This window comes from Parafrankia discariae, from assembly GCF_000373365.1.
GTDB lineage: Bacteria > Actinomycetota > Actinomycetes > Frankiales > Frankiaceae > Parafrankia > Parafrankia discariae.
The window spans coordinates 90,385-116,188 of sequence record NZ_KB891181.1; the positions used below are offsets into that span (position 1 = coordinate 90,385).

Below are 25,804 nucleotides of genomic sequence, written 5' to 3' on the forward strand. Positions count from 1 at the left end.
ATAAAAACGTCGCAACCTGGTGAAGAGCTCGAAGCGCTGTCTCCCGGCGTCGGCGCCGGCTCAGAGCGGGTAGGTCACCGTGGTCAGTCGCTCGGACAGTTCCCAGAGACGTTCGGCCGTCCCGGTGTCGCGCGAGGCGGCGTTGGAGGTGACCAGGACCGGGTGGCCGGTCATCCTCAGCAGCCCGGACGGCCCGTAGTACTCGCCACCCCTCGCCGCCGGATCGACCGCCGCGCGCAGCAGGGGCAGAGAGCCCTTGAACGCCGAGTGCACGATGGGGTTGGGGATGTGATCGACGACCTTCTTGAGCCTGCGCTGAAGTGGGCTGGGGTTGCCCCCGACCTCCGTGTTCGCGCCACCGGGATGCGCGGCGACGGATCGCGCCGACCCGCCCGCCGCCGCCAGCCGGCGTTGCAGCTCATAGGTGAACAGCAGGTTCGCGAGTTTCGACCGGGCGTAGGCCCGGAACGGCCGGTAGTTCTGAGCCAGGTCGAGATCGTCGAAATCGATCTTTCCCATCCGGTGCCCGTTGCTGCTGACCGTCACGACGCGGCCGGCGTCGGCGGCCGTCACGGCCGCCAGGACGAGCCCGGTGAAGGCGAAGTGGCCGAGGTGGTTGATGCCGAAATGCTGTTCGAAGCCGTCCTCCGTCCGGCCCTGGGGTAACAGCATGACGCCGGCGTTGTTGATGAGCAGGTCGATGACGGGGCGCTCGGTGACCAGTGCGTCGGCGGCCTTGCGCACCGAGGTGAGCGAGCCGAGATCCACCTGCAGTACCGAGACGTCCGCCTCGGGGACGGCGGTCCGGATGGTGTCCAGAGCATCCTGGGCCTTGACCGGGTTCCGGCAGGCCAGCACCACTGTCGCGCCGCGCCCGGCGAGCGTCCTGGCGGCCTGGAAGCCGATTCCGGAATTCGCGCCGGTGACGACGGCCGTCCGCCCGGTCAGGTCGGGAACGTCGGCCGCGCTCCAACGCCGCCGCTTGGGCGCCTGCGCCATGACGACTCCTCCGCGATCCAGGAAAGGGCGCGCGTCTTCCAGCCGCCCGACGTACAACGGTGGCCACCACCGGGACCACGGTCAGCACAGTACAGGCCCGGCTCCGCACGTGATCCGGGTAGCCGGCGGTATGCGAGATGGCGTTGACGGGTACGCCCGGAGATCCGAACCCGGAGATCCGAACCCGGCGGCCCGGGCCCACGTGAGCCGGTGCCGAGGGCGGTCCCGTTCCGGAGTCGTCACGCCAGGTTCGTTGAGGCCAGGCCACGACCAAGGCGGCCGCTCACTGCCCACACTCGATCCGAAAAGACAAGAAGAATTCCGGGGTCGGGTGATTTTCGGTGCCCACAGGGCTGGTCGGCCCGTCAAGCGCGACAACCATCACACGAAGCTCGGGTAATTCCGCCGACACATTCTCTGGAGTATCTGCATGTGTGCTGACAGTGCGGCCGTCGCCGCGCGGCCGGGCCCCGCCACGGCCCCGCCCGCGGGCAGCCGTCACCTCGGCCTGGCCCTGTTCGTGACCGCCGTCACCTCGGCCGGATTCCTCCAACACGACCAGGCGGCACCACACCGGGGACGCGGCCGTGGTGCCGATCGGCTGACAGCGGCGCCCGGCCGTGGTCGGGAGGACCGCGGCCGGGCACCGGTACCCGTCGTCGGGGTCGGACGTCGGGGTCAGATGCCTCTGCCGTCCCGGCAGAGGCTCCCATGGGAGACCTGGTAGGCCCGCCCGGTCGGATCGATCTGGACGAAGGCGTTGCAGTCGGGAATCTTCCCGATGTTGCTGCTCAGGTCGACCTTCTCGATCAGGCCGCCGGCGTCGTAGTCCGTGACCTTGCGCAGGGAGCTGATGAAGCCCTCCCGGGTGGGGCAGTCACCCGCCAGCTGAAGTCCCCGCAGGAAGAGATCGGTGTAGATGTACGCGAACATCGCGAACTGCTGCTCGGGCAGGGCGGTCTCCGGCGCGAAGCGCGTCATCGCGTCGCGGTAGCGCTCGATCGGCGCGCCACCGGCCTCGAAGGGCCGGAAGTAGACCGGGAAGGAGACTCCGGAGAGCGCCGGCCCCGCCGTGGGCAACAGGGCGCGGTCGTAGCCGGAGAGCGAGACACGGACCGGGAAGTTCAGGTTCTCGGCCCGGGCGGCCTTGATTATCTCCGCGAAGTCGTCGGGTGTCCCCAGGTTGAGCAGCGCGTCCGCGCCGGTGTCGGCGAGCTGGCGCGCGACGTGGGCCGGGTTGTCGGTGCTTTTCGAATAGGAGACCATCCCGGCGATGGTCAGCCCTACCGACTGCATGGCCGTGGTGTACCGGGCGGCGGACTCCGCGGTGAAGGACGACGAGCCGGAGGCCACGAAAGCGACCTTCGACCCACCGCTGGCCCTGATGTCCCGGCCGACGGTCTCGAGTGAGGCTCCGTAGTTGTACGAGAACATGTTCTGGTGCTCATGCCAGGCTGGCTCCGCCGCGAGGCCCACGACGGGTATTCCCTGCGTGGCCAGGGTGTTCATCGAGCCGCTGAGGTTGGCGGAGACCGTCACCAGGCCGAAGACGGACTCGCGCCGGAGAAGCTCGTCGACCACCTGCACGTCGCGGGCCAGGGAGTTCTCGTCATCCCGCCACTGGTAGACGATCTTACGGCCGTTGATCCCGCCCTCTTCGTTGGCCAGACCGATCCTGGCGTCGAAACCCGCGCGGGCGGAGACGAGCGCCTCGCTGCCGACACCCGTGTCCGAGTAGACGAATCCCAGATTCACCGCGTCGGAGGTGACTCCCACCGTGGAGCATGACGCTTTCGCGGCGCTCTCGGCTCCGGAGGACGAACAGCCCGCCGTCGCGAGTCCCAAGAGGACCGCGGCCGCCAACCCCAGTGGCCGCGCCAAGCCAGCTAAGAACATGAGAATCCCCTTGGACGGTCAGGAACGAGAGTGATGACGCGGGTTTCCGGGCGAGTCGACGGATCCTGTGCCGACTCGCCCGCGCCCAGAAGTTCTGTCCGGCCTGGTGATTCAGCTGGCCGGTGCGGGCGGGAGGTCATGGCGGCCGTGCGGGGCACGCCGCGCGGACCTGTGGTTCACGACGGTGCCGAAACGGACCGGCCGTATTCGGTCCGTTGCCGGGCCGGACTCCCGGGCGGCGTCCATCCGCCCGCCGTCGCCGAGAATTTCGATCCCCGTTCCGTTCTTGGTTACGGCGTCGCGGGAGCGGGTGGCCGTGGCCAGGCCGCCGCTCCGGGAGCCGTCCGTGCGCCGCTCGGTGGTGGGCGCCAAACCAAGATCCACTGAGATCCTCCGGTGCAAGTCCTCTTCGTGGCGGGACGGTGTCACTAATATAGACGTTGCGCCCGGCCCGGCTCGCGCGAGGGCTCGGGGCACGCCTCAGCCCGGACGCGGCCCGGGCAGTACCCGGACCGTCTCCTGCGCTGGTAGCCGTCGGGAAGGATCTGGGCCTTTTCCCCGACGGAAGTCATCAGCCCTGGTCGGAGCCCGGGCGGGTCGATCCGGGTAGCTGGTTGGCCCGGATCGCGTCTGTCAGCAGGCCGATGGCCCAGACGATCGCCTGGGTCGCCTGCACACCGTCGAGGTTCCACATCGTGGTCAGCCGTTCATAGGACGGGATGTGCCACAGGACGTCCAGCATGCCGGTGGCCATGGCCCGATCGGCCTCGGGCCAGTCGGCGGTGTGCGCGGCCACGGCGGCGACGAGCGCCTCGCGGCGACGCTGGTCCCTGGGCGTCGACCCCGACTGCCCGGGGTCCGTGGGGGTCCAGCTCGGCACCGCGTAGGACGACAGCGTCGCGAAGGCGCGGGTGGTGACCTCGGGGAGGCAGTCGAGGTCGAGGTCCTCGTAGCTCACGCCCGCCTCCTCCTCGAGGCGGCGCAGGACGGCCTCGTGGAGATCGGCCTCGGTCGGGAAGTGCCGGTAGACCGTGCGTTCACCGACGCCGGCCCGCTCGGCGACCGCGCGGAACGTCAGGTCACGCCAGTCCCACGTGGCGAAGCTGTGGACCAGGGCCGAGCCGGCGTCGATGATCCGCTCGCGCGTCTGGGCGGCCAGCTCTCGCCGGCGCGGGCTGTCGTAGCGCCGGCGAGCCGGTGCCGCCGCGCTTCGGTCCGGGCTGGGTGTTGCCGCGGCGCTCATATTAGTGACATCCTACTGCCGCTAAGGCGGCTGGTGACGGGAGAGGGTGACGGTGGTACCCGGCTTCGCCGCGACACGCGGCTTCACCGTGGCGCTCGGCTTCACCATGGCGCCGTGGCGATCCTGATGATCTTGGGCGGGTCATAGTCGGTGATACAGGGTGGCACGCCCGGTGCGGGTCTGGCCACCACCCGGCCCGACGTCCCGCGGAGCCCCATGCCGGCCGGCCTGCCCCCGAAAACCCCTCTCGACGAGGTGAAAATGCGTTTCATCTACCATTACCCCGAAACCAACGGCACCGAGCGCGACATGCTCGACGCCGGTGCGCTGTCCGAGGTCGCGGCAGCGGCCGAGCGGGCGGGGTTCTACGGATTCTGCCTCAGTGAGCATCCGGCCCCGAGCGCCCGCTGGCTGGCCTCCGGGGGGCACCAGAGCCTCGACCCGTTCGTCGCCCTCGGCCACGTCGCCGCCGCGACCCGGCGGCTGCGGCTGCACACGAACCTCTCCGTCGCGCCCTATCGGAATCCGTTCCTGCTGGCCAAGGCGGCGGCGACCGTCGACAAGCTCTCCGGCGGACGGATCGTGCTCGGCCTCGGCACCGGGTACATGAAGACCGAGTTCTTCGCGCTCGGCGTCGACATGGAGGAGCGCAACACGCTGTTCGACGAGATCCTCGAGGTGCTGCCGCTGCACTGGAGCGGTGAGCCGTTCAGCTACAAGGGCCTGCACTTCGACGCCCGGAACGTCATCGCCCGGCCCCGGCCGGTGCAGACCCCGATTCCCATCTGGATCGGCGGTAACTCGAAGCTGAGCCGGCGCCGCATCGCGCAGCGGGCGCAGGGCTGGATGCCGCTGGTGGGCCCGCCGGAGCTCAGCGCGGCGGTGCGGACGACCTCCATCGGCTCGCTGGGGGAACTGGCCGGCATGATCAACGAGATCCGGGACGCCGCGGCGGCTGCCGGGCGGCCGGACCCGATCGACGTGCAGTACTCCTACAAGGACCGTTCCATCGCGACGCCGACCGTCGAGCCCGACCGGCACCGCGAGGCGATCGCCGAGATCGAGAAGGCCGGCGTGACCGCGGTGGTGGTGTCGAGCCCGTCGGTGTCGTCCACGGCCACGTTCGAGTTCCTCGAGGCGTTCGGCGAGACCTATTTGTCCTGACGGGTACCTGTCAGGGCGGGGATCCGTCCTGGCCGTCGCCCGTGCTGGCCGCGCCGTGGGTCAGCGCCTGACGAGCAGGTGCGGCGGGGGAGGGCCGAAACGCCCACGGAGGAAGTCCAGGACTCCCCGGACCCGTCCTTCGGGGTTCCAGTAGGGGCCGCGCCGGGCCGGGACGACCGCGCCCGAGGCGAGGTGCCACAGCGCCATGCAGAGCCGGATGAACGCGTGGTAGCGGCCGGAGTGGTCCCGCACCAGCAGCAGCGTGTTGCGTAGCTGCAGGTAGTCGATCGCCGCGGCGGTCGAGCCGACCGTGGGGTTCCTGACCATCGCCCCCCGCACGAGCCCGGACTCCCAACCGGCGGACCTCGCCCGCAGCGCGAGGTCCGCCTCCTCGCAGTACGCGAAGTAGCGTTCGTCGAAGATGCCGACCTCGTCGAGGCACGCGCGGCGGGCGAACATCAGCGTGCCGTGCGGGTGCCCGGCGGGCTCCCAGCCCTCGGTCACGCTCGCGGGCCGGAGGATCCCGCCGAAGTAGGGGTCGACGACCGGCGTCGCCCCGTCGCCGACGTCGGCACAGGCCAGCCCCGCCCGTGGCTGCTGGGCCAGCACACCCAGCATGCGACTCAGGCACGTCGGCTCGGGCAGCGCGTCGTGCGGCGCGAGGACGACCCACTCGCCCGCGTCCTCGTCGGCGAGGAACGTGCGGTAGCCGACGTTGGCCGCCGGCCCGAACCCCAGGTTGCTGCCGGCCAGCACGACCGTGACGTCCGAGGCCGCGACCGGTGGCATGACCGCTGATCCGTTGTCCACGATCGTGATCCTCACCGGGACGTCCTGGGCGCGGAACGCGTCGATCGTGGCGACGAGTCGCTTCGGCTGGTCCCGGTGCACGATGACGACCGACAGAGGCTGCATGAGATCAGTGCTACCTCAGCGGCGGCTGTCGAGCGAACAGACGCACGCGGTGACGGCGAGCCGGGCTACGGCGGCCCGGGCGACGGCGGGCCGGGCTACGGAAGGCGTCCGCCGAGGACTGTCTCCGTGGCGGCGAACGCGCGCCGCGCGGCCTCGGCCGGCCCCTGGCCCGCGAGCGAGGCGGAGTACACCTCGGTCGCCACGACGGGGTCGGCCCCGGTCGCGAAGAGCACATCCAGGGTGGTCTTCAGGTCGACGTCTCCTTCCCCGGGCAGCAGACGGGCGGTGAGCGTCTCCATCACCAGGTCGTCGGCCGGCCGGGTGGGCGCGTCACACAGCTGAAGGACGTGGATCCGCCCGGCCGGCACGTCCCGCAGCGTGTCGTAGTCGGGCCCACCGGCCTGGCGGAACCAGTGCCACATGTCGACCACCAGGCCGAGATTGTCGCGGTCCACCGCGTCCAGGAGCCGCACCGCCGCCCTGATGTTCGGCACCGCCGACCAGGGCAGGAACTCGAAACTGATCCGCAGGCCCCGCTCCGCCGCGAGATCGCACAGATAGGCCAGCCGCTCCGCCACGCCGGAGATCGATGGGACCTCGGTCTCTGACATCGTCGCGATAACCGTCGGTGAGCCGGCCGACTGCGCGATGTCGAGAAGTGGTCGGGCCTGGTCGGCTATCTCCGGCCGGTCGGCGGCGACCCATTCCATCAGAACCTCGACGGTGGGGATCGTCAGCCCCCGGTCCCGGTGGTGACCGAAGAACTCCTCCGGCGTCATACCGTCAGCGACGGCACCAGCGAGGTGCGAACTCGTCAGCTGCGCCGCGTCGAACCCCGCGTCCGCGATGGCGTCGACGAGTGTCTGGACGTCGGCCGCGCCGAACGGATGGCCGAGTGGTAAAAGAGTCGGCGCCGAAATGGCCCTCATCGGACGAACCTCTCCTCGAGAAGGATCTGCGGCCACCAGCTGTCGGCCGACCGGACGTCGGTACGGGCGGTATGGTAGGCGCGCCGTCACCGACGGTGGCCGACCTGGTTGTGTCGCCGATTTTCTGGTGACGGCCGGGCGAAATATCGGAATAGTTCTCGCTGGCGAATCCAGGCTAGATCTTTGATGTCCGCTTCGCATGTTAATTGTGATTATATTGTGTTTTCACGGCAGGTTCGACATGATCTGGCGGGCAGGATTCTCCGGGGTGACTAGCATTGACGGTGTGGTACCTTCCGGCCCGGTCGATCTTCGGGAGCTGCTGACGGCGGTGGAGCGAGCGGCGCCCGCCCATGCCGTGCAGGCGGTGGCCGGTGAGCTGGCGCGGACGATCGACGCGGTCGAGGCCTCCTTCCTGATCGCGGACTACGCGGGCGGTTACCTGGCGCGGTTGGCCCCGACGCGCCATCCCGTGGACGGCGACATCATGGCGCGGGTGCCCGTGGACGGCACCGTCCAGGGGCAGGTGATGCGGACCCAGCGGGTGCGGGTGGAGCGTGGCCCTACCGGCACGCACGTGTGCGTTCCGGTCACGGCCCGGGGCGAGGCGATCGGGGTGCTGGAGGTCCTACTGCCCGCCGGGTGCGCCACCGAATCCGTCGACGCCGTCGCGACCGCCGGGCACGCGCTCGCCTACATTGTGATCCCAAGTCGCCGGTACACGGATCTGTTCGAGTGGGGCCAGCGCTCCGTCCCGCTGGGCCTGGCCGCGGAGATCCAGCGCCGGCTGCTGCCGGAGTCGTTCACCTGTGAGGGCGCGCAGGTGACGGTGGCCGGCTGGCTGGAGCCGGCCGGGACCGTGGCCGGGGACACCTTCGACTACAGCTTCTCGCGTTCCCAGCTCTACGTGTCACTCACCGACGCGATGGGGCACGGGCTGACCGCGGCGCTGCTGGCGACCTTGCTGGTCAGCAGCCTGCGCAACGTCCGCCGTGGCGGTGGTGACCTGGCCAAACAGGTCACCCGGGCGAACACGATGATGGTGACGCAGATCCGGCCCGACGAGTTCGTCACCGGCCTGTTGCTGCAGGTCGATCTGCACAGCGGAGCCGTCTCCGTGGTGAACGCCGGTCACGTGCCGTTCTACCGGCTGCGCGCTCGTGAGGTGCAGGCGATCTCGTTCCCGGCGGATCCGCCGTTCGGCATGTTCGAGGGGACGAGCTACCAGATCCACAGCTTTCGGCTGCACCCGGGGGACCGGCTGCTGCTGGTCACCGACGGAATGATGGAACGCAACGCCGCACAGGTGGATCTGTCCGCGGCGCTCGTGGAGACACGGGACCTGCACCCACGGGAACTCGTCCAGGACCTCACCGGCAGGGTCCTACAGGTCACCGGGGAAAACCTGGATGATGACGCGACCGTCTTCTGCCTGGACTGGTACGGCAGCGACCAGTCCATGCGCAGCGTCGCCAGCGGTGCGGACCCCTCCCTCGCCTCTCCCGCGCTCTGAGACGCGCGGGGCGCGGGGTTCCACGGAGTCGGTCGGACCTCGTCGATCGTGGGCGGTTCGGTCTGGAACCAGCCGCGCAGGTTCTGGAGGGCCACCGCATCCTCTCGGTCATCGGCCTTGCCTCGGGCGACGGTGACCGCTCCGGGGGCCGCTTCCGCCGGCCAGATGACGTCCACCGGGATTCCCGCTTCGAACGCGGCCTCGACTCACGAAACAGCCCGCGTCGGATTACCGGGAGCGCGTCGCACGTGTTACCGGGAGCGTGTCATGCGTGTTCGTCAGTCGCGGCACGTCGATGCCCCGATGCCCCGGGGCATCGACGTGCCGGCGGATTTCCGGGCCTCAGGCCCGGCGTCGGATCAACGAGCCGATACCGCCGCCGAACAGGCCGATCGTGCCCAGCAGAATCCCGAAGGCCCCGAACGTCGTCTGCGTGTCCCAGGAGATGGCGGAGGTGAACGCGAGGAGGACGCCAATCACAATAAGTGTGATCGCGGCAAGGGCGCCGATAATGCTCAAATCGTTCATACGGCCGTAGTGCCCAGCAGGGACGGTTTGTAACGGGGATCCCGGCCCGAACCGGATCAGCGGCCGTCGCTCAGGGTGCCAGCCAGCTGTCGGGGCGCCAGCCGGCTGGACGTGGCCGCCGGCACGGGTGGCCGGGCCGGTACCGGGTATAGCCGCACGGCAACCCCGCACGAGACACCCGACGGAAGGATCTTCGATGAGCGTGGTCGACAAGGCCAGGAACGCCCTGCAACGATTCGCGGGCCGCGGCAAGCGGACCACGGGCCGGGCCAGCGGAGACCGGGGCATGGAGGCCCGAGGCACCGCGGAGAAGATCGGCGGAGACCTCAGGCAGGCCGGCGAGAACCTGAAGGACACCAAGCGCTGATCGAGACTCGGCAGCCAGGCCAGGCCAGGCCAGGCCAGGCCAGGCCAGGCCAGGCCAGGTAGGTAGGTAGGACAGGGCCAGGCGGGGGCGGGGGCCCGCGCCGGGCGGTCAGCGGACGCGGTCTGGCTGGGCGTAGGCGAGCAGCGCGGCCCGGTCGGTGGCCAGCGCGAAACCGGCCTTGACGGTCATGTCCACCGCGGCCGTGAAACGTCGCAGGTAGGCGTCCTTCGTGGGGTAGAGCGCCGCGACGCGGGTGTCCGGCAGCGGCTTCGTCGAACCGAACAGCTGACAGAGCACCGAGGCGTTCGCGGCGGGAACACCGGAGAGGACGTCGACCGGCACGGCCACGGGCGGGGTACGGATGCCGCCCTCGGCGATGCCGTCGGCGTCGCGGGTGACGCCGGGACTGTCGCCGGAGGTGACGGTGATCCGCGGCGCGGTGGGCGGTGGGGTGCCGGTCCGGACCCAGGTGTCGAGGGCGCGGATCGCCGCCTTCACCACGACGTGGGTCGGTGCGTTGTTGACCGGCACACCGCAGTTGAGCGCGTTCACGAACGGGCCGAGCGTGTGGGCGTCGGCGTGGGCGGCTCCGGCCACCTCCCAGAGCCGGAACCGGTCGCTGTCATCCTGACGCGCCCGCAGCGAGTTCAGCGGAACGGTGAGGTCGCCTTCGGTCTGGACGTCGAGCACGGGCACGCCGGTGTCGGCCCGGACGAGTGCCGGTGTGGCCGCGGCCGGGTCGGTGAGGCTGGCGGGCTGGCCCGGCCCGACGAGCGGCAGGGCGCCGCCGCCCCGGCTGTGGACCAGGAAGCCGTCGAAGGCCCGGGTGAGCGGCTGCACGCCGTTGATGTAGGTGACCATGGCGAACGCCGACTGGGATTCGCCGGCGGCGAGGAGGTGCTTGGGCGCGGAGCCGCCCGTGACCACGCCGCCGGCGCGTACCGCTCGGGCCACCTGGGTGAAGATGTCGAAGGCGTAGCCGTCCCCGGGCTGGTCGAGGGACCCGTACCGGGCCGGGTCGGCGCCCCGCAGGCCGGTCGTCGTACTGCCGGCGGCGGCCGGTGTGAGGGCGTCCCCGCCCATCACCCCGATGCGCTGGGCCGAGACGCCCACCCAGATGTCACCGTGCCGCGTCAGCTCCTCGTGGGTGCTGTACCACTCGACGTCCGAGTCGACGCCGGAGCTGACGTTCAGCCACTCGACGACCACGGTGCCGCTGACGTCCCCGGTGTCCGCCGGACGTCGGACGAGGACCCGGGTGCGGTAGGCGGCGCTGTCGGCGGGCTGGAAGGTCCAGCGGCCGTCGCGGGTGAGCGCGCCCCGCGGCCGGTAGGACGTCGCGGTGCCCGACGCCGCGTATTCGTTCTGGACGTAGCCGGGCCCGGTCAGGTCGACCGTCACCGGCGAGCCCATGCTCACCCCGTTGCCGCCGGTGAGCTCCTGGAGGTCGGCCGCCGGTCCCGCCGGCCGCGGCGCGGGCGACGTGGTGGTCGTCGATGACCCGGCGGCGGACGCCGCGGGCTCGCGCGGTGTCCCGTCCGAGCAGCTCGCCGCCACCGTCGCGGTGCCGGCGAGCAGGCAGCAGAGCAGCGTCGCCCTCAGCCGGCCCGGCGCGACCCCTCGGCCGCGGGTGCTTGTTCCGGCAGGCATCAGCCCGACCCTCCAGCCGTATCCACGCCGCGATTATCGACAAATGTTAAAAGAAGGACAAGTGTTAAACCGCTTCGGATTTCTGGCGCTGTCGGCTTGTCAAATCGGCGGGGTGGCTCGTGACAGACCGGTCTGGTAGGCGATGACGACGAGCTGCGCCCGGTCACGGGCGTGCAGTTTGGCCATTGCCCGGTGGATGTGGGTGCGGGCGGTCAGCGGGCTGATGACGAGCAGCCGGGCGATGTCCTGGTTCGAGTAGCCCTCGGCGGCCAGTGCCGTGATCTCCCGTTCGCGGGCGGTGAGGGTGGCCAGGGCGGCGTGGTCCGTCGCGGCGGCGCGGCCGGGTTCGGGGGTGGCGAGGAACTGGGCGATGAGCGCGCGGGTGGCCGTGGGTGAGAGCAGGGCGTCGCCACCCGCGACGGTGCGGATGGCGGCGAGAAGCTCGTCGGTCTCGACGTCCTTGCCGAGGAAGCCGCTCGCTCCGACGCGCAGCGCCCGGGCGACGTACTCGTCGATCTCGAACGTGGTGAGGATGAGGACCCGGGTGGTGGCCAGCGTCTCGTCGGCGCAGATGGTGGCGGTGGCGGCCAGTCCGTCCGTGCCGGGCATGCGGATGTCCATCACCACGACGTCAGGGTGGTGCTCGCGGGCCGCGGCGACGGCCTCGTCCCCGTCGGCGGCCTCGGCGACCACCGTCATGTCCTCGCACGAGTCGATCAGGATTCGGAAGGTCGCTCGCAGGAGGGTCTGATCGTCAGCCAGCAGTACGCGGATGGTCATCGCAGTCCGGTTTCGGTGTCGGGGGGCTTCCGGGATGTAGCGGCAGTGTCGCGGTGACGTGGAATCCGACGTCGGGGTGGTGGCCCGCTTCGAGGTGCCCACCGACGGACAGTGCGCGCTCACGCATGCTGATCAGGCCGAACCCGCTGTTCAGCCCGGACCTGTCGTTCGGCCCGGACCCGCCGTTCGGCGGCGGGACCGCGCGCGCCGTCCCGGGCCGGCGGCGGGTGGGCCCGCTGTCGCCCACGCCGCCGGGTCCACGGCCGTCACCGTTGATGATCATCAAGGTGATGCTGCTGGGAGAGTAGGTGATGTCGACGTGGGCGGCGTTCGTCGTGGCGTGTTTCGCCACGTTGGTCAGCGCCTCCTGCGCGATCCGGTAGGCCGTGAGCTCCACGCCGGGGGAGAGCGGGGGCCGCTCGCCACGAATGTTGATCGTGACTTCGAGCCCGGCGGCGGCGAACGCGCGGGCGAGCTCGGGAAGCTGGGCGAGCGCGGGAGCCGGTTCCAGCGGCGCGGGCCGGTCGTCGCCCTGCCGGAGCAGGCCCACCGTGGCCTTCAGGTCGCGCAGGGCGGCGGACGTGGTGGCGGTGAGGCTGGTCAGGATCTGTTCCGTCTGCTCGGGGCGGGTGCGGACGAGGTGCGCGGCGGTCCCCGCCTGCGCGTGGGCCAGGGTGATGTGGTGGGCGACGACGTCGTGGAGTTCGCGGGCGATCCGGGTGCGTTCCTCGGTCACCAGGCGGCGGGCCTCGGCCTCACGGGTCCGCTCGGCGTACTCCGCGCGGGCCCGGACCGCGTCGAGATAGTCCTGCCTGATCCGTCGCGCGCCGCCGAGGGACGTCGCCATCAGCAGCCAGGCGGTCGGGCCGATGGTCTTGAGCTCCAGGGGATAGCCGTCGGGGTCGGCGATCAGCGCCGTCGCGACCACCAGGGCACAGGAGGGAATGACGATGCTCAGGGTGGTTCTGCGGTCGGTGTGCGCGGCCAGCCAGTAGAGCGCGACCATCGCCGGGGCGATCATCAGCGAGGTGAGCAGGTAGCCGAGGCCGGCCAGGACCACGGTGCCGGCGACGGCCACCACCGCGGTCGCGCGGGGATGGCGTTCGTGCCAGAGCAGCGCGGTGCAGGCGACGGCGGCGAGCAGCACCGCGGGATACGGGGAGCTGTCGTGGGCGACATGCTGGGGGTTGAGCCTGCTGGCCGGCCCGGCGGCCACGAACGCCAGGAGCGCTCCCACCGCGGTGCCCGTCCGGGGATGGGTCCGAAGCCGGTGCCCCCAGCTGCTGATCGTCATGACGGCTTCCTGTCGGGTGCTGTGACCGTACTTCTCACCGTGCGGGCCCCGTCCGAGGACCGCCAGCCCGGCGCCGGCGGTCCTCGGACGGGCGGCGCTCACCGGGCGGTGGTGGGTTCCAACTGGACGTGGTCGGCCGGGCCGGCGCCCGCGGCTGTGCCAGCGTCGGCGTCGGCGTCGGCGGCTGCTTCCGGGGTGGGCGGCCGGCTCAGCGCCTCGCCCTCGACGTCGACCCGCGGCAGGATCCTGTCGAGCGTACGGGGGATCCACCAGGCACGTTCGCCGAGCAGGGCCAGGACGGCGGGCACGATGGTCATGCGGACGACGAAGGCGTCGAGCAGCACCGCGGTGGCCAGGCCGAACCCGATCATCTTGATGATCGGTTCGGTCGCGCCGACGAAACCGGCGAAGACCGCCATCATGATCAGTGCGGCGGCGACCACGACCCGGGCGCTGTGCCCGAATCCGGACACGATCGCGTCCCGGGCGTTCTCGCCGTGGACGTGCGCCTCGCGCATGCGGGCGACGAGGAAGACCTCGTAGTCCATGGCGAGACCGAAGACGATGCCCACCATGAAGATCGGCATCATGCTCATGATCGGCCCGGTCTGTTCCAGGCCGATGAGCTCGGCCAGCCAGCCCCACTGGAAGACCGCGACGACCGCGCCGAGGGCGGCGAGCACCGAGAGCAGGAAGCCGACGGCGGCCTTGAGGGGGACGAGCACCGAGCGGAAGAGCACGAGCAGGAGCAGGAAGGCCAGGCCGACCACGACGGCGAGGTAGGGCACGAGCGCGTCCTGGACCTTCTGCGCCATGTCGATGTTGACCGCGGTGGTGCCGGTGACCTGGAACGTCGCCCCGGTGGCCGCCGCCACCGAGGCGCGTTCGGCGCGGATGGCGTGGACGAGGTCCCTGGTCGCGGCCTCGCTCGGGCCGGTGGCGGGAACGGCGCTGAACACGGCTGTGTCGCCCGCGGTGTTGAACCGGGCCGCGGAGACGGAGACGACGCCGGGAGTGCCGGCGATCCGCTGGACGGTCGTGGTGACCGCCGCCCGGGCGTCGGCGGAACCCGCCGCGTCGACGACGACGGTCAGTGGGCCGTTGAAACCGGGCCCGAAGCCCTGGGCGAGGTCGTCGTAGGCACGGCGTTCGGTGGTGGAGGTGGGCTTCGCCTCGTCACCGGCGGTGCCCAGCCGCAGGTCCAGGACCGGCAGCGCGATCGCCACCAGCGCGAGGACTGCCAGGATGAGGACGGGCAGCGGGCGGCGCAGGACGAACCGCGCCCAGCGGGTGCCCGCGTTGGGGCGGTGCTGTCCGTTCCCCGCCCGCCCCTGCTCCCGCCGTCGCCCCTGGTCCTGCTCCTGCTGTCGCCGCGGCCGCCTGCGGGCGGCGCGGGGCAGGACGGCGCGCTGCAGGAAGCCGAGCAGCGCCGGGACGAGGGTGAGCGCGACGAGGACGGCGACGACGATCGTGCCGGCGGCGGCCAGGCCCATCTTCGTCAGCGTCGGCACCCCGACGATGAACAGCCCGGCCAGGGCGATCACCACGGTGAGCCCGGCGAACACCACGGAGGACCCGGCGGTGCCGGTGGCGACGGCCACGGCCTCCGACGGCTCGTGCCCCCGGGCGCGCTCCTCCCGGTAACGGGACACGATGAACACGGCGTAGTCGATGCCGACCGCCAGGCCGAGCATCATCGCCAGCGTGCTGGTGGTCGAGGAAAGACTGAAGGTGCTGGCCAGGGCCATGATCGAGGCCATGCCGACGCCGACGCTCACGATCGCGGTCAGCAGGGGGAGCCCGGCCGCGGCCAGGGATCCGAAGGTGACCAGCAGGACGAGGGCCGCGACCGCGATCCCCACGACCTCGGTGATCCCGCCCGCCGCGGGCCGGGTCGTCAGCGCGTCCCCGCCGATCTCGACGGTCAGGCCGGCGGCCCGGCCGTTCTCGACCGCGTTCCGCAGACCGTCCGTGGTGGCGTCGGTCAGATCGTCGCTGACCGTCGAATAGGTCACCGTCGCGTACGCGGTCGTCGCGTCCCCGCTGACCGCCGCGCCCTGGAAGGGGTCCGCGACGGCGACGACCTGTGGACCGGAGCCCGCCCGCGCGACGACGCTCTCGACGGCCGCGCGGTTCCCCCCGGTGGTCAGCGTCTGACCGGGCGGAGCGACGAAGACGATGCGGGCGACCGCCCCGTCCGCCCCGGACCCGGGGAAACGTTCGTCCAGGAGATCGAACGCCCGCTGGGACTCGGTCCCGGGGATGGAAAAGGCGTCGTCGGGCGCGGCCGGCGCCCTGGCGGCGGCGAAACCGGCGGCGACCAGAACTCCCACCCAGAGCAGGAGAACGTATCGGCGCCGTCGGAAGGACAGCCGGCCCAGCCGATAGAGAAAAGTCGCCACGGGTGAGGTCTCCACATCTTCTCGGGTACCCGAGAAGACTGCGTGAACCAGGTGCCTCCCGTCGTCGTCCACCTGCCGGAACCTCCGGCTACGGAAATCGCAGTACACACACCCCGGCAGCTTCGACCGGCGGAGTAGTTCCGGTCGTCCGTGACGCCACGGAGTACTGAGCCCGCAGTAGCCCGAACTGACTGCCTACGGCCGACGCGGAACGCGACCGTTCCGGTGCACAGTTGTCCCTCCCCCGCAGGTGACCAGGGACCACCGGTGCCGTGCCACGTGAAGGATGTTCGGTGAACCTCAGAATCGACGGCGACGGGCGCGAGCCCGCGGACGCCGCGCACCAAGCCGCCGCGCACCAAGCCGCCGCGGATCACGCAGCCGCGGGCACGCCTGGCCCGGAGCGTCGGCGCCGGTGGTGGCGGCGCCGGCGGATCCTCGCGATCCTCGCGATCGTCCAGCTCGTGGTGCTCGTGGTGCTCGTCGCGGGTGACCGGTTCGCGGTGTCGGCCGCCGAGGACCAGATGGCCCGGCAGATCGCGGCGAGCGTGACCGAGGGCCTCGACTGCGACGTGATCCCGCCGACCGTGCGCGATGTCAGCATCGGCGGATTCCCGTTCCTCACCCAGGTGGCGTTCGGGAAGTTCAAGAACATCGGTCTGACCGTCGAAGGAGTACCCACACCCGGCCCGCGCATCTCATCGGTCGAGGCGCACCTCAAAGGACTGCACATTCCCGTCCGGAAGATGCTCACCAACAGTGTGGGTGAGGTTCCGGTCGACGATGTGGAGGCGACGGTTCGCCTCGACTACGCCGATGTGAACACCTTCCTGGCTGATCAGCCCGGCAAGGTTCAGATCAATCCGGTGGACGGCGGGGATCGGGTCGAGGTCTCCGGGACCGCCGACCTGCCGGTGCTCGGCGCGCAGGAGGTGGGCGGCGTCACCACCTTCGAGGTGCGGGACGACAGACTGACGATGGTTCCCTCCGAGATCTCTCTGCGTGGCTCCCTCAACTTCGACATTCCTGTTCCCGGGGGCGTGGGTGATCTGCTTCCCGCGATCCCGATCCCCGTCGGTGCCCTTCCGTTCGACCTCACCATTGTCAGGGCGGCCACCGACGCGTCGGGCCTCTCGCTGACCGCGACGGCCAGGAATGTCGTCCTGCCCGAGGCCGAGACGAGAACCCGGCAATGCCCCCCGACGGACAGCACCGGGACCTGACCGCGCCCGACAGCGTCGGCTCCCGGCCACCTCCTGCGGGAGAGCGGGCCGCCCGAGCGGACAGCGCGGGCGGGGAGATGATCTGACCATCACTGATGATGCTGGGAGGGGCCGGCGTGAGCGACCTCCCGACGGGTCACCGTCGCTGGAAGACCCTGGTGGACGCGGTGGACACGGTCGCACTGCGGACCGGCGCCCCGCACTCCGCGCGCATGTACGACTACTACCTTGGCGGGAAGGATAATTTCCCGGCCGACAGAGAAGGCGCCGAACAAGCTATCGCCGTCTTCCCGACTTTGCGTGACGCCGCTCGGGAGAATCGCGCCTTCCTGATCCGCGCGATCCGGTATCTGGCCGGTGAGGTGGGTATCCGGCAGTTCCTCGACGTCGGGACAGGCATCCCGACCAGCCCGAACTTGCACGAGGTCGCCCAGGGGATCGCCCCGGAAGCCCGGGTGGTCTACGCCGACAACGACCGTAGGATGCCGGGTAGTGTGCACGGTGTAGGTCGTGATCAGCACTGGCAGCGAGGGTGGGACAGTGGGCGAGCTAGGCGCCGGATTTGTTCGGGTTTCCACGGGTAGCCAAGACGAGACGTCGCAGGTCAAGATCCTTACTGAGGAGGCTGCTCAGCGCGGGATCATGATCGTCAAGTGGTTCACGCTTCACGGGTACTCGGCTAGCCACGGAGCGCAGGAACCGGCCTTGCGTGAGGCGATCGCCGATATTCAGCGTCGGGATTACACGACTCTTATGGTTACCGAGTCGTCGCGGCTTGACCGTCGTGACGATTTGGATGCGCAAGCAGAGATCTTGCTCGGTATTAGGTCTGCGGGTGGCGACATCATCTCGATTGCCGAACCTCAGTTCGGCAAGACTGATTTCGCCGGTCGTATCGTCACTCTCGTTGCTCAGCACGCGAATGCCGAGAAGTCCAAGACGGTCAAGGCGACCACGTATCGCGGAATTTCGATGATTATCGCGAACGGTGCGCACCACGGTGCACTTCCGTCGTTCTGGATGACCAAAGGGGAACGCTACGCAAAGCAGGCGTACTGCGCAGACCCGGAATCCGTCAGGGACATTTACGAGCGTGTCGCCAACCGTGAATCTCTGCAATCCATTGGTCGGATCTACGATCTGTATCCGGGATCAATCAAGAACCTTGTTCGATTCACAGCAAACCACACCGGGGTTGAGGAGTGTCGGTACACGTATGAGGGTGTGGCCGAAACGTGGATGCACGAGGTTGCCCCTGTGGTTGATTCGCCTCTGTGGTGGCGTGCGAACAAGGTGATTGCCGCGAACTTGACGGACGCCCGGGGGAACAAAGGTGGACGTCCTGTGGCGCAGGCAGCCAACTGGATCAGTGGTGTTCTTAAATGCCCGTCGTGCGGTGCGAAGCTGCATTTCAATGCCAGTAACACTCCCGCCGGGAATCCGCGTACTCCTAAGCTGCGCTGTGGTGGCCATGCCAAGCAGCGCAAGGCGTGCGGTATTTTCAAGGGTTGCGACGCCAGCCCGATCATCGGCGTGATTGATTCGATGTTTTCCAGCGACATGACACCTATTCTCGCCTTCCAGCGTGTGGCGGGAAACGCTCACAAGCTGGACGAGATGCGGGCGGAACTCGCCAAGATCAAAAGCCGTCTTTCTGTCACGGAAGACGATGATGATCTCGATGCTTTGGTGGACACCCGCAAGGCTCTGCGGGTGTCCATCGAAAAGTTCGACCTTGTCTCTGACGTGTACGACTACGCGGAAACCGGGCAGACAGTCAGCCACCTGTGGACGACCGGCGGCACCGACGAAAAGCGGGGCATGATCCGCGCGATCATGGCCTCGTGGGGTCTGGAGCTTTCCGAGCATGACGGACAGTGGGGAATCAAGATTGGCACAGGGTTCGCGGGCGCGACGGGCGCGGACGGGATCGTAGACCTTGGTAACGGATTCTGTTTCCGCCGGGAAGGCGGCACGCGGAACTGAGGTTCTACCGCCCGTCCGCGCCGCTACGCCGCTAGGTGGTTCGTGGGAGGGCTGGAAGGACGATCACGACCCTTCCAGCCTCCACGTGTCGCAGTACGTCAGGGAGCCTGAAATCCTGCGCCGAGAGAATCACGACGTTCTCACCGTCTGGGATGCTGCCAGGGTCGCTAAGAATGTTCGGGACATCTTCCCCCGGGGTGGGGTCGGGTGCCTGTTCTTCAGCGGCCAAGGGCGACTCTGTCGTGGCGGGGAGCCTCCACGGGAACAATGATGGCGATCATCGGTGGGGATGGTGGCGGTGCCTTCCCCACGTGTTCGGTGATCCATCGCCGTACAGCCGCGTGTTCGTCGTCGGTGTCGGTCGGGTTGGTGGGGTCGTCCGCCGGTCGTGGCGCGTCTGGGGTGGCCACCTGAGAGCCTCTCTGATGTCGGGTGCCCCCGGGGTGGCGGTAGCGGTCTGGCAGGCCCGTACGGGGCTCTGAGGGCCCGTTTCGGGCCTGTGGAGGGTGCTGGCCGCTACCGCTACCCGCACTGTCAGTGCAGGTCCGGGGGTCGGGTGGGAGATCGGGCGGGTACACGGTGCCGCTACCGGTAGCGGCACCCTGCGCTACCTGGAGCGCACCCCCGGGGCCCGCTGGAACGCGCTGCGGACGGCATCGGCCCGTGCGCCCTTCAGGACCGTTCCGGCGCGCTTGACGTTCACGCTCGGCACGCCGAGTGCGCGGCACTGCACACTGATCACTTCGGCGTTCACGTCCGCGTAGTGTTCGGGAAAGCGCCGTGCGAGCCTTTCTGAGATTTCCGGCCAGTGCAGCCCGGAATCCTCACCGAAGATCGCCGCGACGTCTTCTAGAACGTTGCGGGTGGGGATCGTCGTAGAGAAGGGGATGCCGGCAGCCTGACCGGTGAGGGTGCCGAGTTTCGCGCGGCGTTCCCGGGCTGCCGTCAGGATTTTCGCGGAGTCCTCCGCATCGGCCAGGTAAGTACGCACGGTCGGGCTGTGGTCCATCGCGCCACGCAGGATTCCCACCCCTTTGTATTCGGGGTCAAGGGTGCTCGAATCGAGACCTTCCGAGTAGGCTCCACTGCCTAGCACGAGATCGGACACGACGTAGCTTCCGGTTTTCAGTGCAAAGCGGAGGATATGATTGTCTCGGTAGTCCGTGAAACGTCGGGAGACTTCTCCACCGGAACCGATCCCGGATGGTCTCTGCGTCGCACTACCGATGATCACACCGGCGGCCGGGGCCACCCGGATAAGATAGACGAGAAGATCAGCTATCTCCCGGTCGGTGTCGGTGTTCCCGGTCGAAAAGTACAACTGGAACTCATCCAGAATAAGGATTCGCACCGGCATGCCGTAGGACGGGTCACGGGCAATGGTCCGGGTGAGCTTGCCTTCCGGCACCATCGACGGAGGCATCTCCGACAGTCGAAGATACCGATCCTCAACATCCCTTTTGATCTCCCGAAGGGTCTCCACAAGGAGATCGATCGGGTCACCGTCACGGGTCATCGCCATTCCGAAGGAACACCGGTCGGCAACCGCTGTGAAACCTCTCCAGTCAGGGCGACCGGAAGCGTCGAAAACGGAGAGCTTCACATAGGGATCGGCTGCCGCGTACAACCCGAGATGGCGAAGCGTGAACGATTTTCCTTTCCGGGGTTGGGCGCCCACGAGGATACTGTTCCACATGAGGTCAAGGAACACGTTCCCGCCGCGTTCGTCCAACCCCATCGGAGCCGGTTTCCAAATGTCCGTCTCCTGCAGCTTCAGGAGAGGCGTGCGGCCGGCTGGAATCGCCAGCGGGTCACGGTCTGCCACCCACAGGACATGCCGCCGGGTAGAACTCCGATCCGGTGACAGAAATACCTGACTCGTGGCGACGTCAAGGCCAGACGCAATCGCCGCATGGCTTTTCGTGGCGTCGCCGAATCCCCTTCCGTAGGGCAGGTCCACGAGCACCCGGCTACCGTCTCCGTCACGCGCCATTGCGCTACCGAAGGTAATTTGCTGGCCAGGCTTTTCGGGATCGCCGAGCTTCGCCGCGTAGTAGGCGCGGAGCACGATGTCCGCTGTCAGACGTCGGAATCGTGGTGTCACCACGGCAGGAGGGATAAGCCTGCCGTGTCGGGGCCGTCCGGCTACGATGAGCGGAGCGAGGATTCCTATTACCAGAACGACCCTGCCCAGTGTCGGCAGGGAATGCCACAGCGGCGGCATCATGGTCATCACGCACCCGATGGCGGCTATCTCGCCCAGGGCCACGAGGACGCGCCGCTTCCGCGCGGAATGCACCGTGCGATGCAGGGAAAGCCACGTGGAAGCATCACCGCCGGCGGCAGCCTGCCGCAGTCCTGACGCTTCCTCCACCATGATCCATCGGATGTGGTGGGACAGGAGCCGTCCGGCACCCACGAGAGCGGCCCTCAGCGCTACCAGGACGTACCAGGGAGCCCGGACGGTGTGGAACAGCGCGACATGTGCCCAGAAGCCGCCAGCGTGGCGCACGGTCGCCGGAAGCTGCGCCCACCGCAGGCTGTCCGGCACGATCGCCCGACGTTCGCCCTCCCGCTGACCCGTGACGGGGGTGGGAAGATCCACCACCGTGCCGGACATCGGTGTGTCGGTGTCGAGTTCGACCGCGTAGCTCTCGGCGTTGGGCACCGCCGGGAACTCAGCACGTGCGGCGGCAATGTCAGGAATCCAACCAGGCACCGGGTCGGATGGCGAAGGATTCTCTGCCATGGAAACCACCTCCAGGGTGCGAAGGGGCCGGGGGTGCCGGCAGTGCCGGCACCCCCGGAAAAAGAATGGTCAGCGGTAGCGGGTGTGGTCGTGGTGCACGGTGGCGCGTTCGGTGGCGTGTTCGTCACGTCCGTTGACGATTTCCTGCACGATCTGTCCACCTGCGAGAAACAGCGCGCACAGGTTCGCGAGAATCGCGTCGGCCATGAGGACCCACAGCAGAATGGTCGTCATGCCTGCTTCTCCACACGGACCGGCAGGAACGTGAGTACCGATTCGACGAAGTCCCACACCCCGTGCGCGACGATGCCGATACCGAACCTGCCGAGGAAGAAACCGAGGAGAATGCACGTGATCGGAACGAGGCGACTCACCCGAAGGCGAGGGGCGAGAACCGCCACGCCGAGAAGTGCAAGAATGAGAATGACGGCGGAAAAATCCATGGGGCTGGTCTCCGTGATGCCAGAGAGCGGATTCGGTGGATAAAGAGGAGAGGTACTCACTCGACGGAACCGAAGGAGTCCGGCGGAATCTCGACACCAGCCGCGTTTGCCCAGACCGTGTAGGTGTTCCGCCAGTGCGCGCGGGTGCTCTCCCGGAACTTCTCCACACGCTCCTGAACGGTGTCGAGCACGTCCAGGAATTCGAGATCCAATGCGGTTTCGGCCTCCGCGGAAACCTCGATGTGAATCCGGTACAGAACCGTGGACGCCGTGTAGGTGGCAAGGTGCTCGTTGTACGCGATGTCAGCGCGGTTGGCCAGGTCGGACAGGGTCAGCGAACCGAACGACGGGTCAGGACTGGACATAGGAAATGACACCCCTAACGCGGGCAGGAAAGGACGAGGAAGAAGAGGTATTCAAAGGCTGTCAGCGTCGGCCGGCACGGCGGAACAGCATGATCACCGCGATGATCACCATGACGGCCACGCCGAATCCGCCACCGTGCTCCGCGAGGAAGTCCACCGCCGTCAGGAACAGCAGCAGAGCTCCGACCGCGAAGAAGAACCGACCGGCCCACTTCAACAGGGGCACGAGAAGCACGAGCAGCAGCAGGAAAACGAGCACAGCAGAACTCCAAACAGGCCACGGGCAGGAATAGAGAGAAGGGGAATCTGTGCCTTTCCGGGTTGCGCACCCCGGCTGCACAAGAACAATCCTGCCCCGAAAAGAACGGCCTGTCTGGGCGCTTTCCGCGCGGTTAGTAGGCGGAAAGTGCCGGCACCGGGCGCCTATCAGGCGGGCACCGGGCGGAAACTGGGCGCCGCTCACCGCGCGTTTCCTCGGGCGCTGACCGGGCGCAAAGTGGGCGCGCACTGGGCGCAGAGTGGGCGCCGATCAACAGAGTGCGAACTACTACTGAACAACGGACTGCGTAAAGGTAGGCGTGATCAACGCTCAGTAGGCAGACTCATTGTTAGTAGTTAGACGATTGCTAACGGTGGCGATCGTCGGGCAGATGGTGACAGTGAGTGAGAAGGAGGGAGCGCCCGACGGTGGGGACCTGCCCTGACCCACTCCGGAGCGCCCACAACGCACCGATGTCGAAGAGTGAGAATAGGAACGACCCCAGCGGACTCGTGGTCCTGCTCGATGAGCTGATGGCGACAGGAGCGCAGACGCCGGACGATCTCATCCACGGCGCACCGGCCCTCATCGACCGGCTAGCCCCCGGAGAGCCTGAAGACCTGTTCCGGCGCGCACGGATCGCACAGCGGGCACTCATCGCCGCTGTGAACGCCATCGGCAGGCCACGGTCCGACGCGCTCAGAGCGCTGTACAACCTCGACCCGATACCCCGAAGTCACAAAGTGGCTCTCAACCAGACGGAACGCAGAGAAAAAGCCGGTGCGGTCTACGGACGTTCCGGAGAGAACATGCGCAGACGCACGGAGAAGAAACTACTTCTCACACTCGCGCTAGAACTCGACTACCGGATATCAAACAGCGAAGGATCGACACGGGCAGTAAACCACCCGTACTTCAAACCTCCGCACCAACTCCCGCCCCCGCCGCTCGAATTCTACCGACTCGCACGGGAACGCCACATGAATAGAAATCCGCGAAACACGCGGGCCGCCCGCCGCCCATGGACGCAAAAATAATACTATCCATGATCAAGATTGAACTCGGCACAGCCAGCGTACGACCGTCGCTGGCTGTGCCGAGTTGGAGAGGATCTAAAGAAGATCCGCATTCCACGATCCCAGCCATTAGGAAGGTGATTCTCTCAGGGCTGTATCCCGACAAATGAGGCCAGCTCGGTAAGGCCCGCCTTGCGGGCGCGGCGTACACTGGTGACATCTAGAAGATCCCGAAGAACCTTTCCCGCAAGATTCTGTTCTTTGAGCCATTCGGGAGTCATTGAGCGGATATCTTGTATGGTCCGGATAGCGCTAGAGTATTCCCTTACCGCTGTCTGCGCTTCTGCTACTGCCAAGAGATGGCGAGTCCAACTGCTCATTGGCATGTTCTCGGCTTTGTAGACGGATCGTGCCAGGCTCAACGCTCGGGGGGCGTCTCCCTGAGTCATCGCGTTCTCGACTTCCATCGCATTGACGTCGGAAGGCCCGAAGGTAGCCCAGTATTTGGCGTAGTCCATCTTTCCGTCAATGATTCTAGCCGCAGAGGAACGAGCATAGGAGAGAAGTTCGGTAGCAGTCTCCGGACGGTTATTCCGCGCTGCCGCCGCACTAGCCCCTATCATCAGGCGTCCCCATACACCCAGATGTGCGGGCGTGGAGTTTACGATAGACGGTTCGATTTGGGAGGCGGTTTCGACCGAGACTCTTTCCGCGTCTTCGAATCGACCTTGACGGATGAAGGCCCAACGATAATAAGCCACTCCGCTGGCCCGCAATATCTGATCTTCGGCGGATTCGGCCGATTCCATGCTGCGCCGAACCGCCTCGCAAGCCAGGTCTTCGCCACCCAACTGTATTAGCACGCTAGCAGCGATGATATAGGCGTGTGCCAATAGGCGGAATGCGTCTTCGCGATCCTGCCCCTGATGTAGGCTGGTCGCCGTAGTAAGGTCCTCGATCAGTGCCGGTGATGTCCGGACCGCCTGCGAGTAGCGTGCGTGATGGTAATCCTGAGTCAGGATCGCCAGCCGTTGCCGTAGAGGCCCTAGCGCGAGCTCAGGCTCGTCTGCCCGACTACCCGAGGGCCCCGGTACCAACAGCCGCCGAAGCGGCATCAGAGACTCGCTGTCGCTCATCGCTGCCTCTTCCTCTACCTCAAAGAACGTCGCTGTAGGTACGTCCAATGCCCTAGCCAGGCTATGCAACGTCGTGATGCGGATGCCATCACGCTGCCCTTGCTCCAGCTTGGTAACCAGATCAACCGACACTCCAGCCCGTTCCGCGAGCTCGACCTGAGTCATTGATCGTCGGATTCGGATCTGGGCGACACGGTCACCCAACGCTCGGATCTCCCGCATGGGTGACCTCCCTAGGACGCTACGTACCACCTATCACGCTCCGTGACAGCATCCTACGCTCTCTCAGCGGTTCCCCTTGTCTGACCTGTTCATCAGGATCGTCTAGTAGGCGCCCGGAGTCCGGTGACCGGACAGCGTCGCTGTCCGGGGCCCCCTGGGCTCCGGGTGCCGCAAACCGCCATCTACTACAAGGGGGCTTGACCACCTGTGAGCGAAGCGGCAGGCATGAACGGATCGGACCACGGTGACCAACCGTCCGTCGATCGTCGGACGGTTGGTGAGAAGATCATTGAGAGTCAGCTGAGAATTGCGCTTATGGCGATGCGGGAGGTAGCAGAGCTTCTTTCCCGGCTTGACATGACATGGCCCGACCAGAAAACCGTGATTGTCTGTAATCGCGCCGAGAATATCATCACGGACCTTGACCACATGATGAGCATTTTCAAAGTTTGTTTTTCTAGATTCCCTCCTGTTCCAGGACGAAGACGGCCTGGGTGAACTCGCCGACCCGGCGTGGGCAGCCGCGGAAACGGCTGAGCACGCGCCAGTTCTTCAGGACCGCGAAGCCGCGTTCGCCGGGTGCGCGGGTGGCCGCGAGGACGCGGTTGCTCTCCTTGAGGCCGTCGGAAAGTTCGCCGTTCGCGGGCTTCTTACGGGGCACGAGGAGCAGATCGCTCTCGCCGCCGACGTAGCCCTTGTCGGCGTAGAGGTAGATCGTTTCCGCG

General features: G+C 67.8%; 24 protein-coding genes and 1 pseudogene. 7 read left to right on the forward strand and 18 right to left on the reverse strand.

Annotation, left to right across the window (positions count from 1 at the left end):
• Positions 1-60: 60 nt before the first annotated feature.
• From B056_RS0110055 to B056_RS0110070, 4 genes are all read right to left on the reverse strand, one after another.
• Entirely contained in the window at positions 61-999 is a 939-nt protein-coding gene (locus B056_RS0110055; protein ID WP_018501737.1) for an oxidoreductase, read from the reverse strand.
• A 678-nt stretch (positions 1,000-1,677) separates the two neighbouring features.
• A complete protein-coding gene (locus B056_RS0110060) occupies positions 1,678-2,775 on the reverse strand; it encodes an ABC transporter substrate-binding protein (RefSeq protein WP_018501738.1) in 1,098 nt (365 codons plus the stop codon).
• Positions 2,776-3,006: 231 nt separating this feature from the next.
• Positions 3,007-3,279: a hypothetical protein gene (locus tag B056_RS0110065; protein ID WP_154676946.1), complete on the reverse strand. Its 273-nt coding sequence runs from the start codon at positions 3,277-3,279 to the stop codon at positions 3,007-3,009.
• A gap of 187 nt (positions 3,280-3,466) precedes the next feature.
• Positions 3,467-4,138 carry a TetR/AcrR family transcriptional regulator gene (locus B056_RS0110070; RefSeq protein WP_018501740.1) on the reverse strand — a complete coding sequence of 224 codons (672 nt, stop codon included), beginning with the start codon at positions 4,136-4,138 and terminating at the stop codon, positions 3,467-3,469.
• 261 nt (positions 4,139-4,399) lie between these two features.
• Here B056_RS0110070 and B056_RS0110075 point away from each other — a divergent pair, with 261 nt between their 5' ends.
• Positions 4,400-5,302 carry an LLM class F420-dependent oxidoreductase gene (locus B056_RS0110075; protein WP_026239528.1) on the forward strand — a complete coding sequence of 301 codons (903 nt, stop codon included), beginning with the start codon at positions 4,400-4,402 and terminating at the stop codon, positions 5,300-5,302.
• Positions 5,303-5,362: 60 nt separating this feature from the next.
• On the opposite strand, the gene B056_RS0110080 is transcribed toward B056_RS0110075, so the two are convergent.
• On the reverse strand, positions 5,363-6,217 hold the full coding sequence (locus tag B056_RS0110080; RefSeq protein ID WP_018501742.1) for a glycosyltransferase: 855 nt from the start codon (positions 6,215-6,217) through the stop codon (positions 5,363-5,365).
• 95 nt (positions 6,218-6,312) lie between these two features.
• A complete protein-coding gene (locus tag B056_RS0110085; RefSeq protein ID WP_018501743.1) occupies positions 6,313-7,146 on the reverse strand; it encodes a sugar phosphate isomerase/epimerase family protein in 834 nt (277 codons plus the stop codon).
• A gap of 277 nt (positions 7,147-7,423) precedes the next feature.
• Between B056_RS0110085 and B056_RS0110090 the strand changes: the two genes are divergently transcribed.
• A complete protein-coding gene (locus B056_RS0110090) occupies positions 7,424-8,659 on the forward strand; it encodes a PP2C family protein-serine/threonine phosphatase (RefSeq protein WP_407672343.1) in 1,236 nt (411 codons plus the stop codon).
• Positions 8,660-9,001: 342 nt separating this feature from the next.
• Here B056_RS0110090 and B056_RS0110095 read toward each other — a convergent pair whose 3' ends face one another.
• Positions 9,002-9,187, reverse strand: a complete 186-nt coding sequence (locus tag B056_RS0110095; protein ID WP_018501745.1) for a hypothetical protein — start codon at positions 9,185-9,187, stop codon at positions 9,002-9,004.
• Between the two features lie 196 nt (positions 9,188-9,383).
• Between B056_RS0110095 and B056_RS0110100 the strand changes: the two genes are divergently transcribed.
• On the forward strand, positions 9,384-9,554 hold the full coding sequence (locus tag B056_RS0110100) for a CsbD family protein (protein ID WP_018501746.1): 171 nt from the start codon (positions 9,384-9,386) through the stop codon (positions 9,552-9,554).
• A gap of 108 nt (positions 9,555-9,662) precedes the next feature.
• On the opposite strand, the gene B056_RS0110105 is transcribed toward B056_RS0110100, so the two are convergent.
• The 4 genes from B056_RS0110105 to B056_RS0110120 all read right to left on the reverse strand — a co-directional run bounded on the left by B056_RS0110105 (position 9,663) and on the right by B056_RS0110120 (position 15,680).
• Positions 9,663-11,204, reverse strand: coding sequence for an alpha/beta hydrolase domain-containing protein (locus tag B056_RS0110105; protein WP_018501747.1), 1,542 nt, complete (start codon positions 11,202-11,204; stop codon positions 9,663-9,665).
• Between the two features lie 99 nt (positions 11,205-11,303).
• Positions 11,304-11,984, reverse strand: a complete 681-nt coding sequence (locus B056_RS0110110; protein WP_018501748.1) for a response regulator transcription factor — start codon at positions 11,982-11,984, stop codon at positions 11,304-11,306.
• Complete coding sequence (locus tag B056_RS0110115; protein ID WP_035751090.1) at positions 11,959-13,278, reverse strand: sensor histidine kinase; 1,320 nt, start codon at positions 13,276-13,278, stop codon at positions 11,959-11,961. The genes B056_RS0110110 and B056_RS0110115 overlap by 26 nt, the downstream gene beginning before the upstream one ends.
• A 98-nt stretch (positions 13,279-13,376) precedes the next feature.
• Positions 13,377-15,680 carry an MMPL family transporter gene (locus B056_RS0110120; RefSeq protein WP_084647127.1) on the reverse strand — a complete coding sequence of 768 codons (2,304 nt, stop codon included), beginning with the start codon at positions 15,678-15,680 and terminating at the stop codon, positions 13,377-13,379.
• A 293-nt stretch (positions 15,681-15,973) separates the two neighbouring features.
• Here B056_RS0110120 and B056_RS0110125 point away from each other — a divergent pair, with 293 nt between their 5' ends.
• The 3 genes and pseudogenes from B056_RS0110125 to B056_RS35990 all read left to right on the forward strand — a co-directional run bounded on the left by B056_RS0110125 (position 15,974) and on the right by B056_RS35990 (position 18,889).
• Positions 15,974-16,903 (forward strand): LmeA family phospholipid-binding protein, encoded by a 930-nt coding sequence (locus tag B056_RS0110125; protein WP_018501751.1) that lies wholly within the window; start codon positions 15,974-15,976, stop codon positions 16,901-16,903.
• A 98-nt stretch (positions 16,904-17,001) separates the two neighbouring features.
• Positions 17,002-17,379, forward strand: a pseudogene (locus tag B056_RS35985) (SAM-dependent methyltransferase); the annotation flags it as partial.
• 64 nt (positions 17,380-17,443) lie between these two features.
• Complete coding sequence (locus B056_RS35990; RefSeq protein ID WP_035751060.1) at positions 17,444-18,889, forward strand: recombinase family protein; 1,446 nt, start codon at positions 17,444-17,446, stop codon at positions 18,887-18,889.
• A 607-nt stretch (positions 18,890-19,496) separates the two neighbouring features.
• On the opposite strand, the gene B056_RS0110140 is transcribed toward B056_RS35990, so the two are convergent.
• The 5 genes from B056_RS0110140 to B056_RS0110160 all read right to left on the reverse strand — a co-directional run bounded on the left by B056_RS0110140 (position 19,497) and on the right by B056_RS0110160 (position 22,705).
• Positions 19,497-21,638 (reverse strand): cell division protein FtsK, encoded by a 2,142-nt coding sequence (locus B056_RS0110140; RefSeq protein ID WP_035751062.1) that lies wholly within the window; start codon positions 21,636-21,638, stop codon positions 19,497-19,499.
• 69 nt (positions 21,639-21,707) lie between these two features.
• Positions 21,708-21,872: a hypothetical protein gene (locus B056_RS42635; RefSeq protein ID WP_018501755.1), complete on the reverse strand. Its 165-nt coding sequence runs from the start codon at positions 21,870-21,872 to the stop codon at positions 21,708-21,710.
• The gene (locus B056_RS35995) at positions 21,869-22,081 is read right to left on the reverse strand and encodes a hypothetical protein (RefSeq protein WP_018501756.1); all 213 of its coding nucleotides are present in this window, start codon (positions 22,079-22,081) and stop codon (positions 21,869-21,871) included. The genes B056_RS42635 and B056_RS35995 overlap by 4 nt, the downstream gene beginning before the upstream one ends.
• 56 nt (positions 22,082-22,137) lie before the next feature.
• Positions 22,138-22,446 carry a hypothetical protein gene (locus B056_RS0110155; RefSeq protein WP_018501757.1) on the reverse strand — a complete coding sequence of 103 codons (309 nt, stop codon included), beginning with the start codon at positions 22,444-22,446 and terminating at the stop codon, positions 22,138-22,140.
• A 61-nt stretch (positions 22,447-22,507) separates the two neighbouring features.
• Complete coding sequence (locus B056_RS0110160; RefSeq protein WP_018501758.1) at positions 22,508-22,705, reverse strand: hypothetical protein; 198 nt, start codon at positions 22,703-22,705, stop codon at positions 22,508-22,510.
• 473 nt (positions 22,706-23,178) lie between these two features.
• On the opposite strand from B056_RS0110160, the gene B056_RS42640 reads away from it, so the two are divergent.
• Positions 23,179-23,742 (forward strand): hypothetical protein, encoded by a 564-nt coding sequence (locus B056_RS42640; protein ID WP_154676948.1) that lies wholly within the window; start codon positions 23,179-23,181, stop codon positions 23,740-23,742.
• 125 nt (positions 23,743-23,867) lie between these two features.
• On the opposite strand, the gene B056_RS40530 is transcribed toward B056_RS42640, so the two are convergent.
• Both B056_RS40530 and B056_RS0110165 read right to left on the reverse strand, forming a co-directional pair.
• Positions 23,868-25,079 (reverse strand): helix-turn-helix domain-containing protein, encoded by a 1,212-nt coding sequence (locus tag B056_RS40530; protein ID WP_076784674.1) that lies wholly within the window; start codon positions 25,077-25,079, stop codon positions 23,868-23,870.
• Between the two features lie 457 nt (positions 25,080-25,536).
• Positions 25,537-25,804 (reverse strand): transposase family protein (locus tag B056_RS0110165; protein ID WP_018501759.1); only part of this gene is annotated, 268 nt, incomplete at its 5' end.